The sequence below is a fragment of the Sphingobacterium sp. MYb382 genome, from assembly GCF_037572665.1.
GTDB lineage: Bacteria > Bacteroidota > Bacteroidia > Sphingobacteriales > Sphingobacteriaceae > Sphingobacterium.
This window is the reverse complement of the sequence record NZ_JBBGZT010000012.1, coordinates 94,030-106,625: the sequence shown is the minus strand read 5'-3', so window position 1 is coordinate 106,625 and position 12,596 is coordinate 94,030. Positions and strand designations below refer to the sequence as shown.

The window sequence follows — 12,596 nt, the reverse complement described above, 5'->3', positions numbered from 1 at the left end:
GTTTAATCTATTTGGACAGTAATACCCTCACCAGTTTCAATCTCCGTTAAGACAGACTGTTTCGTCATTACCACAAATGTTTGTGTTCTTTTTTCTATCCATTTACGTGTTGTCGTATTAAACTTCCCGCCAAGCTTGTAAAAGGCCCCAATATCTGGAGGTGTTGAATGTGGAAATCTAAAATCATTATTGCCATCACCCATGGAGAAAAATGGAGTAGCATCTCCTGTTTCTGCGTTGTACTGTGAATAGTTATCGGTATTACCAATGCGATAGCCCAACGTTTTGTCCGGACTGATGATGGAAGCTATTCCATTTCCGCCATAGAAGACTACATCAATAGGGACAGACTGCTCCGCAATATTGGTTCCGATAAATAAGGAGATACCACCAGCGTTACCACTGTTAGGTAGTAGTCCTGAACTAGGGTCTCCGAAACCGTCACCAGCATTGGTGCTATACTGAATGTATCTTATCCAATTGGCGGAAGAAATAACCGTAGAGTTGGCTCCATTGATACGGCGTTGATGACCGCCTACATAAAAGTATTCTCCCTTTTTTACGGAGCCCGTCGTCAGGTTAAATTTATAACTGCGGCCGCCGCCACTAGCCCATCCAGCGTTGTGAAGTACCGTTCCAGCATTGGTGCTTGTGACAAGCGTGAAAGGAACTTGGCTGAAGTCGATGTCGACATTCGCTTTTAGCTGAACATATTCATAGTTCGCATCGGCTCCTGTTGGATCCGCACAAAAACCTGTAATAATAATTGGTGTCGAACCGATGTACTCCGGTACTTCAGGGTCCGATACATCAATGATGTCGCCTTTGTATCTTGGGTAAATACTGTTTTTTGCCTGTGCATCCGTTGGGGCGCCCAGCATAATTCCTGTAACGGTAATGTTTCGAGGAACATGTAGGTCCGCAAATTCGGCAGTAGGACGCGTCGTGATACTGATGGTATCAGCACCATTTATCATACGTCTATTACCTTCAAATTTATCGTCCACGGCAGGACGAGGATACATTTGTCCGCCAATCATCCGAATCAATGTTCCTTCGAAATTTTGAGGCGAGTTATTTACGTTGGAAGCCGTCGTTGTCGTCATGTAAACCGCATTTCCTGATGATATTTTTTTGACGTCGGTCGCTCCTAATCCTGTAACCATTAAAAAGCCGTTTCTTGACAACGTTTTGTTTTCAATATTGACAACAATAGAGTCTCCCGGTTTGTAATCAGCAGCAGTAGGGCCAATTTGAATAGCCATGCCACGAATACGGTTACGTTTCGATTGTTGAAGAACGATGGTACCCTCAGGGACATTACCGCCTTTATGGTCCGAAATGACAGTTCCGTAAATCATGGATGCCCCCGATAGTGCCTGTTTACTTAGATTTACATCAGCACCTTTATGCAGTGCGCGGACATCCTCCAAGGCGATGTATGGACTTAGTTCACCCAAATATTCTTTATCTTTTTGTTCACAGCTTTGGAAGATACCGATAGCGGCGAAAAGCAGCAGAAACCCACGTTTTACTGCTTTTTTGTGTATGTTATTTTTCATGGTGCGTTTCATTAAGGTTTTTGCCACCAAACCAACGTGTTGATATTGTCAGGACCTTGATTTTGTAGGGCAGCATTATAATTGATTGGATTAGCAGACTGAAGATAAACGGGATAATTCAAACGTGCTGGCATAATACCATTGTTTAAGTGGCCCGATAAAATTGGCAGTTCTGGATATCCGGTACGTCTAAATTCAAACCATGACTGTAGATCAGTGAAAAATAAACTATAGTATTTCTGTTGGTGTATAAGTTGCATTTTTTGGCTTAGGCTGGCTGCCTCATTCCATACCACATGCTCTCCAAGGAGGTAGTTGGCAGGCAGCTCTAGGCTCCATAATTCGATGGCACTTTTTGTCCCCGCCTCATAATACTCCTTAGCGGTTTTAGCATTTATCCATCCCTTTACTGCGGCTTCCGCTAATGTGAATTGTAGCTCGCTGTAGTTTAGGATATTGCCTAGTAATGGCTCTGTCATCAAGGTGGTCAGTAAGGCCGATTTTCCAACCGGATTTGTGCCAATAGGGTATCCACTCGGTACACCAGCATATTCACCATCATATAGTGAAGCCCATTTTTGGATGCGCGGGTCCGACCATTCATTCAGATTGTTGACGAAGAACGTTGTTAGTCGAGGCGTGTACCAGTCGCCAGGGCGCCAGGTAGAGAATGGTGACGTATAAGGTGCTGAGCCTGTCCAACGAAGAATAGCAGATTCGCTATTGCTACCAATGATCGGATAGTTTGCCGCCTGTGTATCAATCATTTTTTTAATCTGTCTTGGGGCATCCATAGCTGCTTTTTGCGAAACGCGCATCAGCAGACGTAGGTATAGGGAGTTCCCAAATTTTCGCCATAGCGTCACATTTCCGCCATAAACAGGGTCGGATCCATTGTCTAGGTTCGCGGCCCCTTGAAGGAAAACATTGGCACTATCTAAAGATTGAAAAAGCCCTTTGTAGATATCTTCCTGACGGTCAAATTCAGGACTGATGTTGAGCTCTCTTCCTTTTATCGAATTAGCGTAGGGGATATCACCATAGGTATCGGTCAGTATCGCGTATAACCAAGCTTGGCATATTAAAGATACGCCCATATAGGATTTGTTGCCTGCTTTTTCGGCAAGGTCGTAGATATCTTTAAAATTTGTTAATTGAAGGAATAGGTTGTTGTACAAGTAGTCTGCTTCACTGGCGCGAATTTCATACCTAAATATTTTTCCGTCACCATCGCCCATATTTACCGTCACCTGCATTAATTCATTGGTTACACGTTGTGAACGGCTCATGTTGTATTCAACGGTCTTTTTTAAGGCTGGAGCCAGTAAGTTGGCTGGTGTCACTTTACTTAATCCGTTGGGATTAGTGTTAATATCTTCAAAATTTTTGTTGCAAGAGCTTAGCGCAAATAGCAAAGGCAATGCAAAAAGTATATGTATCTTTTTCATTTTTTTGTCTCCTATCAGGTTAAATACCAATAACTATGTTAAGACCAAAAGTTCGTGTAGCAGGAAATTGCCCTAGCTCAAAACCTTTATTGATGTCTGAACCACTTAATGTTCCAAATTCAGGGTCGAATATTGGCCACTTGGTCCACATAAATAAATCACGACCAAAAACACCTATTGTAGCTCTTTGCAGACCAATTTTTTCCAGTTGTCTTTTTGAAATGGAATAGTCTAAGCGTGCTTCTCTCAGTTTTAAAAAGTCCGTAGAATAGGTTGTCCCTTCGACATTGTCTTTACCTAGATGTGCCGCATAGTAGTTCCATATATTCTCCGTGATAAAGGTGTTAGGGCTGTAACTGCCATCTCCATTTTCGACAACACCGTTACCAATGATGCCGTTGTATCGACCCGGTAAGGTATTTTTCGTCTTCCCTTGCTCGGCTAGGTTTGCTGCGGTTAGGGAATAAGCAACAGCACCAAGCTGAACATCAAAGAGGAAGCTTGCTCTAAACTGCTTGTATTTAAACTCATTGTTCAAGGAAGCTTTCCATTTTGGATTGGTATTACCAATATATTTCATATTTTCATCAAGCATAGGGATACCATTTTGATAGATGATGTCACCTTGAGGAGAGCGTTTGTAACCTCGCCCATATAAATCCCCCATACTACCACCAACATTTGCTATAATAGCACCACGGCTACCAGGTCCGTTCTGTAGGATGATCTGTGGAAGGATATCTGTCAGTTCGATTACCTTGTTTCTATTAGCAGTATAGGTTCCATTGACATTCCATTGGAAATCCTTCTTCCTAATGATTTGAGCACCAGCCTCGATTTCTATTCCGGAGTTTTGAATCTCTCCCGCATTTAGAAGTACTGTTGAATAGCCCGAACCGCGGTCTGTCGTTGCACGTAGGTGTTGATTATAGGTGTTCGCTTTGTAATAAGTCAGCCCTAGCGTAAATCTATTCTTGAACAAACGCATGTCCGTTCCAATTTCAAAACTTACCGTTCGCAGTGGTTTTAGGTCCGGATTGGGGAGGAGCGTAGGGTTGGAGGCTCCTCCGGGAAATATAACTTCAGGGTTGTAGGTATACGACGTTTGATAAGGAACCGTTCCTCCACTTCCAACACTAGCGATAGAAGATCTTAGTTTTAAGTAAGAAACCTCTTTAGGCAAGGTGAACATCTCGTTTAGAATTAAGCTTAAATTGGCAGAAGGATAGAAGAAAGAGGAGTTTCCTTTACGTTCAGGCGTCGCTAAGGTGCTGTTCCAGTCATTACGCGCCGATACATCGACGAAAACAAACTCCTTGTATGAAAATGTTCCCAAGGCATATAAGCTATTCATCACAAATTGCTCCTGATAAGGGGAGGCAACAACAATTCCCGAAGCATTAGCGAGGGTAAAGTTACCCGGAACAGAAAGGGAATCCGCCGAGTTTCTTTCTTGATAGCGCTCGTTGCGTAGGGTGCTTCCGCCAACGGATAGTGAGGTTTTTATAGACGGGTTGATATCCTTATTATAATTCACCATGAAGTCCGTACTTGCCTCCTGGTTTTGAATAGATTGTGTACGGAACATACCTTTCTTAAACTTCTCGGTGTCAAAAGGACGTTGTTGTGAGCGCCTTTCAATGCCGAAATCTAAGTTGGTGCGTGCCATGATGCTTAAATTATCCGAGATGGTATAAGTAGCTTCTACATTTCCTGTTATACCTTGACGCTTATTTTTGTTAAGCATCTCATAAGCTATAAGATAAGGGTTGTCGGGGTAAGAGCTGAAGGGATAACTTTGTACCTCATTCTCCTTGCCTTTTATCCAATAGTCTGTCAGGTAGCTGAGTGGTGCATTAGGAACCCAAAATATGTTCCAATACATCAAGGATTGGTTGTTGTAGCCTGTCGATGGCAGGTTGTCACTTTGGTTTTGTTTATAATTTACGCGAGTTTGTATTTTTAATTTATCGGTGACTTTATGGCTCGCATTGATAGATACCGTATTGCGGTCGAAACCTGTGTTTGGGATTATCCATTTGTTGTTGAGGTTGGTATACGAAAAACGCATCGTTGTTTTATCATTACCGCCATCCAATGTTACCGAATTGGTGAACGTCCTTCCGTTATCGAAGAAATCCTTACGCGCATTTGGATAAGGTACCCATGGGGTAGCCTCTTTGCCACGTGCCTGCGTAACGGGGTCGTACTGAAAAAAAGACTGCCCATCAAATTTAGGACCCCAAGCGGAGCTAGTGCTTCGTGTGCTGGCTAGTCCGCCACCAGCTAAGAAAGAGTAGTAATTAATACCTTCATCACCCTGACCATACTCATATTGATAGTCTGGCCATCGCGATATAGATTCAATGGTGGTGTTGGACGTTAGCGTAACCCCAATTCCTTTCCTATTTTTTCCCGACTTCGTCGTAATAATAATGGCCCCACCAGCACCACGCTCACCATATAGTGCCGTCGCATTTGGTCCTTTTAGGACGGTGATGTTTTCTATGTCCTCGGGATTGATGTCCGATAGGCCCGACCCGTAGTCGGTAGGAGAGTCGTCCGATAGATAAGCACCGCTGCTTCCCCCAGTCATCTTGCCACTGCTTGAACTCGTAATAATACCATCCACAATGATTAAGGCATTGTTGTCGCCTGTTAGGTTGTTTTCTCCTCTTAATATGATTTTGTTAGTACCAGCAGGACCACCACCCGAACGAACCAAGTTGACACCAGCCACCTTTCCAGATAGGGCATCCGTCCAGTTGTTGGAGATAGCATCCGTCAGCTGTTCGCCCTTAACTTCTGTAGCAGCATAACCTAAAGATTTTTGCTCTCTTTTAATTCCTAGGGCAGTAACGATTACCTCTTCAATTCCTTCGATGTTTTCACCCAATCGGATGGTGATATTATCCGCTGCTGTTTGGTATTTATGCGTAAAGTTTTCATAGCCGATAAGCTGAAAGGTTACGAGTGAACCGCTAGTGATTTCGATGGAGAAGGCTCCTTTTAAATCGGTCGAGCCTATACTTTTTCCATTCACTAGGATGGAGGTACTGGCCAGAGGCTTGTTCGTATTTTTATCGACGACGAGGCCTTGGATTTTGATTTTCTCTTGAAACGTTGTTCTTTCAAAAGAATGGGATTGATTGGCATACACATGGCTTCCGGAATAGCATGAACTGGCTAAGGCAAGCCAAAATATGCTGTTAAGCTTTGTGGATGGCTTTACCTTGTTGTGCTTTTTTTGTGACATAGGGATATCCATTTAATAATTATGATTTATAAAATTGGTAGCATGGCTTTAGTTGATTACTTATAGCTCAAATTGGCTATAGGAGCAAATTCGAGGCATAAATAACCAATAATATAGTGTTGACTTAAAACGATAAATTATGTTTATCGTCGGTTTTTCTTCATAAATAGGTGTGACTTTTTAGGCATAGGAATTCCTGTTCATCTTCATGAAATAGAAATTGGCGTTATTTTTTTAGGAATATCTCTGTGCCTTTAGTACAATATCATATATAGTAAACTAGCTAGCAACGCACCAATAAAAGGGCCTACAACGGGCACCCATGCGTAGCTAAGGTTAAAATCGGCTTTATTTTTAATGGGAAGTAGCGCATGCATGATGCGTGGCCCCAAATCACGTGCTGGATTAATAGCATAGCCTGTTGTTCCCCCTAGGGAAAGACCAATTACCCATACCACAAAGGTAACCGGAATAGCGCCTATAGATCCCAATCCGATGCTTGTTGAAGCGTCAATTTTGGCTTCCGTAAAATGGAAAATGGTGAATATTAATACCAAGGTGCCCACCACCTCGCTGATTAAGTTGATTGGCAAGTTGCGTATCGCAGGGGCTGTACAAAAAACAGCCTGCTTTGCTCCAGCATCATCCGTTTGGTCAAAATGATCCTTGTAGACGAGCCACACTAGAAAGGCACCAAGCATGGCACCAATAAGCTGAGCCAGCATATAAGAGAGCGCTATATCCAGCGTCATCTTCCCCAGTACTAAGTTGGCTAGCGTAACGGCGCAGTTTAGGTGCGCACCGCTATAAGGGCCAGCAATAGTGACGCCCACAAACACCGCTAAGGCCCAGGCTGTACAAATAACAATCCACCCCCCGTTGTTGCCTTTCGTCTTTTGAAGGGCAACGTTCGCAACAACTCCTCCACCTAGAAGAATCATGGCAGCAGTGCCTATAAGTTCTGCTGTAAATGCATTCATAATTTTAGTTTATTAGGTTAGTTATTATTGGTAATTAGCCCAGAAGTTTGCCGTTTCTGTTGCTCTTTTCCATTCATGTAGACGCTCTTTAAGGCGTGAATCTGATTGCGCTTTAAATACTTTCTCTTCCTCCCATAGCTGCTGCAACGCCGCTATGTTATCCCAGAAACCCGTAGCAAGCCCAGCCAGAAATGCAGCACCCAGGGCTGTAGTTTCCGTAATAGCGGGGCGTATCACTGCCGTTTGCAGGATGTCGGCTTGAAATTGCATTAAGAAGGTATTGGCTGTTGCTCCACCATCAACACGTAGCTCGGTAATGGTTGTTTGGGCGTCTTCCTCCATCGCTTTAAGGATGTCATATGTTTGATAGGCGATACTTTCCAGTGCCGCACGCGCGATGTGTGCATCGCTCGTCCCACGCGATAGCCCTAGTAAAGTGCCTCGTGCTTCTGCATTCCAGTGTGGAGCGCCAAGGCCTGAGAAGGCAGGTACAAAATATACCCCTTGTGTATCTTCCACCTGTGTCGCCAACGACTCTACAGCATCCGACTGCGTGATAATCCCCAATTCGTCACGTAACCATTGCACCACGGCGCCAGCAATAAAAACACTGCCTTCCAAGGCATAGGTAACTTCATTTCCTATTTTCCAAGCAATCGTCGTTACTAATTTATTGGTGGAGATAACGGGCTCTTTACCGATGTTCATCAGCATGAAACAGCCGGTTCCATAGGTGTTCTTAACCATTCCTTTTTGTGTACATAGCTGCCCGAATAGTGCTGCCTGCTGATCGCCGGCAATGCCAGCAATAGGAATAGGGGAGCCTGTTAGTTCCGTCGTTGTATCTCCGTATTCTTCAGAGCTGCTACATACTGTAGGAAGCATGGAAGCCGGTATTTCGAAGATGTCTAGTAATTCTTTATCCCATTCAAGGGTATGAATATTGAAGAGTAGCGTGCGCGAAGCATTACTCACATCGGTAATATGTTTTTGTTTATCCGTTAGGTTGTATACGAGCCAGGAGTCTACCGTGCCGAAGGCCAAATCGCCTTGTTCGGCCAAAGTCCGAGCTCCATCGACATGCTTTAAGATCCAGTTGATTTTGGATGCCGAGAAATAAGAGTCGATAAGTAAGCCTGTCTTTTCCTGTATCTGCTGTGCAAGACCTTTTTCTACTAAGCTTTTGCAATAGTCCGCCGTACGGCGATCTTGCCATACGATAGCATGGTAAATCGGAAGGCCTGTTTTCCTATTCCAAACGATAGTTGTCTCCCTTTGGTTGGTAATACCTATGGCTCTGATTTTTGCTTCTTGCTTATTTGCGGTCGCTAGCGCTTCCTTAAGTACTTCCAATTGTGTAGACCAAATCTCGGCTGGGTCATGTTCTACCCATCCCGACTTAGGGAAAAATTGCGTAAACTCTTGTTGTGCGGTATGCACAATATTCCCTGATTTATTGAAAAGTATGGCGCGTGAACTGGTTGTTCCTTGATCGAGTGCTAGAATATACTCTTTCATCATATTATCTTGGTTTATTAGGTTTTTATTCTGTTATATCGTGTAATTCTTAACCAATGTCGTGTAGTCATTAAGCTCTTTAGCTATCCATTGGTCATCCTTACCGAGCTGTTGAGCCATCACTTGCGCTACCTTAGGTGCCGCCGCTAAAGAAGCATGTGCATCTAAGAGTAAAAAGCGAATACGACGGGCCATAAAGTCGGCTAATTTTACGACCATTTCCGCTTGGCAAGACCATACAACTTCAGCTAGGCGGAAGTCATAATTTTCATGTAGCTTTTCCGCTAGCTCCGGTTGATCGCGCATAAGCGCTTGTATATGGGGTAGGTCACTACCATACACCTGCCAATGCCCTTCGTTTTTAATGGTCGTACTACCGTGAATAGCTAAATGCGTTGTTTTGCATGGCTTCGCTGCTAAGCCTGTTGTTTTGACACATAGATCAACGGTCTCTTCACCCATCTTTCGATAGGTTGTCCACTTACCTCCTGTAATTGTGATGAGGTTAGAGTCGCTTTTTATCAACTTATGATCACGTGATATTTCTTTCGTACTATTACCATCTCCATTGGTCGGCGCAGCTAATGGTCGTAAACCGGCGAATATACTCAGTATATCTTTACGGGTAGGCGCATTTTCCAAATATTGTTGTGCCGTCGTTAGAATAAAATTAATCTCCTCTTCCAGTGGGCGTGGCTCAATTTGATGCGCATCAATAGGCGTATCTGTTGTTCCAAGCAGTACTTTGTCATGCCATGGCACACCGAATAGAACACGTCCATCACTGGTTTCCGGAATCATCAAGGCATCTACATTCCCTAAGAAATGCTTGTCAACAACAATATGTGCCCCTTGACTTGGCCGTACGAGGTTTTTATGGGTAGGGGTATCTAATTTTAGAATATCATCAACGAAAATTCCTGTCGCATTTATGACAGATTTGGACTTTACGGTATGGCTTTCTTGGCTTTCACGATCCCGAAAAGTAAGGCCGTTGACCTGTCCGCTTTCGTTTTTACTAATTTCAATAACATCACTGTAGTTTATAAGGGTCGCTCCATATTCGGATGCTGTTTGTGCTAGGTTGATCGCTAGGCGAGCATCATCAAATTGACCATCAAAATATTGGACACCTCCAATTAGTTTTTTAGTTTTTATGTGCGGTAGCTTTTCTACCACCTGATCTTTACTTAGTAATACCGATTTACCAATACGAAGGCTCCCCGCCATCCAGTCGTAAAGCTTCAAGCCTATGAGGAATTTTAGCTTGTTAAACCAGCTGTAGGAAGGAATAACAAAACTCTGCACAAAGGAAACATGAGGCGCATTCTGAAAGATAAGCCCTCTTTCTTTTAAAGCTGAGTATACCAGTTTGACATCTCCATTGGCTAAGTAGCGTACACCGCCATGCACCAGCTTGGTGCTCTTGCTCGATGTGCCATTCGCAAAGTCATGCTTCTCCACAAGCAAAGTTTTGTATCCTCGAGAAGCAGCATCAACTGCAATACCAAGACCTGTTGCACCACCTCCAATAATGGTGATATCCCATTCCGTTGTTGATTTAACGGCTTTTATAGCGTCGTCGCGTCTAAAATTCATTTTGAATACTTTCGTTTGTTTATAATTATATAGTAAATATAGTAAAAAACGTAAACAAACGAAATATTGTGAAGAATTTTGTTTTTAATATACGCATCTCCAATCCTTTCTTTATCTTGTACCGATGAATAACGTTGAGAGACACCAGTATATACTCAAGCAGATTGAACGAAACGGCCATGTTTCGGTTGTTGACCTTTGCGATAGTTTAAAAGTTTCGTCTGTAACCATACGGAAGGACTTACAGTTTTTGGAAGATGCAGGTATCTTATTCCGTACGCATGGCGGTGCAACAAACGTAAATCCTTACCAGAAGGATAGACCAATCAATGAAAAAGCAAATATTCATGCCGACGTTAAGCAACGCATCGGTCGGGAGGCTGCTAAAATGGTGGAACCTAACGACTCTATTATTATCGCTTCAGGTACAACGATGCAATATTTTGCGAAAGAGATTCATCCTCAAGGAGCCTTAACTGTTATTACATCTGCTATTAATGTGACACTTGAGCTGATCAAGCATGAGCATGTCGATATTATTCAGCTTGGCGGACCTGTACGAAGAACTTCTTCCTCTATAATAGGTAGCTATGCCGAAGATCTATTGAGCGATTTTTTCTGTTCAAAGGTTTTTATCGGGGTTGATGGTATAGACTTTGACTTTGGTATCACGACAACAAATGCACATGAAGCCTTGCTGAATCGGAAGATGATGAACTCGGCGCATAAAACCATTGTGCTGGCCGATTCTTCGAAATTTGACCGTAAAAGTCTAGGTAAAATATCTGATCTATCGAAGATTGATATGATTATCAGTGACAATATCCCCCTTAAGTACCAACAATTGTTTGACAACCTAGGGATTGAATATAAAATATGCTAAAACCAAGCCACGTTAAGGTCGTGGCTTAATGCAGTGGTTCATGCTCCATTTTTCTTATCAAATCGTCGAAATACTTATTTATACTGTATAAGATAATACCTTTTACAGCTCCGTTTTCTCCTAAAGTAGAGAGATGCAAAGTACAGTTTTTCTTTAGGGCATTCATAGTGTACGTTTCGATAGTTAACTGTATAGGAAGCGTAATCAGCGAGCCTGCCTCTACGAATTTTCCACTAATCACGATGCGCTGTGGATTAAAAAGCTGAATAAGCTGAGAAAAGGCCTTGCCAAGGTTGCTTCCCAATGTGTTGATTAAGTCTATAGCATATTGATCCCCCAAATTTGCCGCTTCAATAATATCAGTAGGCAACAAATTATCGACATCATATTTACTGCTAAGGAGCGTTGGTTTTGCTGCCAAGATATCCCTTTTTGCCGTATTAACTAGGGCAATGCCCGATGCAACAGTTTCTAAACAGCCTCTTTTCCCACAGTAGCAGAGCTGGCCATCTTCCGCAAACATCATATGGCCTACTTCGCCAGAGAAGCCTTCGTTGCCCATGTAAACCTCGCCATTTATAATAATGCCAAGGCCGATCCCCCAGTCCATTTGTATAATAAGCACATTCCGCTGGCCAATCGCGGCCCCATATTTAAGTTCACTTAAAGCGGCGGATTTCACATCATTAAGAAGGTAAACATCCTTTCTGAATATCTTTTCTAGGTGCTTTTGGAGGTTGAAGCCTGCTCCTTGATAATAGGTAAGGTTTTCGCCCGTCTCAGCGTTGATCAGGCCAGGCATTAAGATGCCCATAACCGTAATCTTTGTCCAATCAATATTTTCTTCAGAAGCGTAACGGTAAATAAGGTCTACAACATTTTGAATGTCAATAGCTTCTTTCGATAGTTGGTGTTGGTATTTTCTAGACTTATGAACGATTGAATTATTATTATCTATAACTACAATCCGGATATTAAACCGATCAATTTCAATGCTTAAAACATTTAATGTTTGATTCTTAACTTGGTATAGATTTGGCTTACGACCACCTATAGAATCACCTTTATCTTTTTGTTCTAAAAGACCCTCATTGATGAGTTCATTGACTATTAAGTTGAGCGTTGGTAGGCTTAGGTTTACTTTAGCCGCAATCTCATTAATTGCTATTGTGCGGTTCTCAAAGATGGTTTTGAGGACCTTAAGTTTTAGAATGTTGTTTTTTCTTTTTTTAGGCGTGTTTGCTACCTCATTGCTAAAGAGGATTTTCATTAAGAGCATAGAAAATGTTAATAATATCTAGAATAGGACTAAGGTAATTAAAAGCTAATGTTTACTTTTATAAAAATTTG

8 protein-coding genes are annotated in these 12,596 nt (G+C 42.6%); 1 reads left to right on the top strand and 7 read right to left on the bottom strand.

The window, feature by feature from the left end:
- Nucleotides 1–2: 2 nt before the first annotated feature.
- The 6 genes from WH223_RS05650 to WH223_RS05625 all read right to left on the bottom strand — a co-directional run bounded on the left by WH223_RS05650 (nucleotide 3) and on the right by WH223_RS05625 (nucleotide 10,363).
- A complete protein-coding gene (locus WH223_RS05650) occupies nucleotides 3–1,562 on the bottom strand; it encodes a DUF5689 domain-containing protein (RefSeq protein ID WP_340046562.1) in 1,560 nt (519 codons plus the stop codon).
- A gap of 11 nt (nucleotides 1,563–1,573) precedes the next feature.
- Nucleotides 1,574–3,010: a SusD/RagB family nutrient-binding outer membrane lipoprotein gene (locus WH223_RS05645; protein ID WP_340046561.1), complete on the bottom strand. Its 1,437-nt coding sequence runs from the start codon at nucleotides 3,008–3,010 to the stop codon at nucleotides 1,574–1,576.
- 19 nt (nucleotides 3,011–3,029) lie between these two features.
- Entirely contained in the window at nucleotides 3,030–6,266 is a 3,237-nt protein-coding gene (locus WH223_RS05640) for a SusC/RagA family TonB-linked outer membrane protein (RefSeq protein WP_340046560.1), read from the bottom strand.
- 254 nt (nucleotides 6,267–6,520) lie between these two features.
- A complete protein-coding gene (locus WH223_RS05635; protein WP_340046559.1) occupies nucleotides 6,521–7,246 on the bottom strand; it encodes an MIP/aquaporin family protein in 726 nt (241 codons plus the stop codon).
- A 24-nt stretch (nucleotides 7,247–7,270) separates the two neighbouring features.
- Nucleotides 7,271–8,764, bottom strand: coding sequence for a glycerol kinase GlpK (gene glpK, locus WH223_RS05630; RefSeq protein WP_340046911.1), 1,494 nt, complete (start codon nucleotides 8,762–8,764; stop codon nucleotides 7,271–7,273).
- Nucleotides 8,765–8,797: 33 nt separating this feature from the next.
- Nucleotides 8,798–10,363, bottom strand: coding sequence for a glycerol-3-phosphate dehydrogenase/oxidase (locus tag WH223_RS05625; protein WP_340046558.1), 1,566 nt, complete (start codon nucleotides 10,361–10,363; stop codon nucleotides 8,798–8,800).
- A gap of 124 nt (nucleotides 10,364–10,487) precedes the next feature.
- Between WH223_RS05625 and WH223_RS05620 the strand changes: the two genes are divergently transcribed.
- Nucleotides 10,488–11,246 (top strand): DeoR/GlpR family DNA-binding transcription regulator, encoded by a 759-nt coding sequence (locus WH223_RS05620; protein WP_340046557.1) that lies wholly within the window; start codon nucleotides 10,488–10,490, stop codon nucleotides 11,244–11,246.
- 25 nt (nucleotides 11,247–11,271) lie between these two features.
- Here WH223_RS05620 and WH223_RS05615 read toward each other — a convergent pair whose 3' ends face one another.
- Nucleotides 11,272–12,516 carry an ROK family transcriptional regulator gene (locus WH223_RS05615; protein WP_340046556.1) on the bottom strand — a complete coding sequence of 415 codons (1,245 nt, stop codon included), beginning with the start codon at nucleotides 12,514–12,516 and terminating at the stop codon, nucleotides 11,272–11,274.
- Nucleotides 12,517–12,596 lie beyond the last annotated feature (80 nt).

What these genes read in the sequence shown, in the direction of transcription:
- WH223_RS05650 (WP_340046562.1), bottom strand. Translation starts at nt 1,562, where the DNA reads ATGAAAAATAACATACACAAAAAAGCAGTAAAACGTGGGTTTCTGCTG.
- WH223_RS05645 (WP_340046561.1), bottom strand. Translation starts at nt 3,010, where the DNA reads ATGAAAAAGATACATATACTTTTTGCATTGCCTTTGCTATTTGCGCTA.
- WH223_RS05640 (WP_340046560.1), bottom strand. Translation starts at nt 6,266, where the DNA reads ATGTCACAAAAAAAGCACAACAAGGTAAAGCCATCCACAAAGCTTAAC.
- WH223_RS05635 (WP_340046559.1), bottom strand. Translation starts at nt 7,246, where the DNA reads ATGAATGCATTTACAGCAGAACTTATAGGCACTGCTGCCATGATTCTT.
- glpK (WP_340046911.1), bottom strand. Translation starts at nt 8,764, where the DNA reads ATGAAAGAGTATATTCTAGCACTCGATCAAGGAACAACCAGTTCACGC.
- WH223_RS05625 (WP_340046558.1), bottom strand. Translation starts at nt 10,363, where the DNA reads ATGAATTTTAGACGCGACGACGCTATAAAAGCCGTTAAATCAACAACG.
- WH223_RS05620 (WP_340046557.1), top strand. Translation starts at nt 10,488, where the DNA reads ATGAATAACGTTGAGAGACACCAGTATATACTCAAGCAGATTGAACGA.
- WH223_RS05615 (WP_340046556.1), bottom strand. Translation starts at nt 12,516, where the DNA reads ATGAAAATCCTCTTTAGCAATGAGGTAGCAAACACGCCTAAAAAAAGA.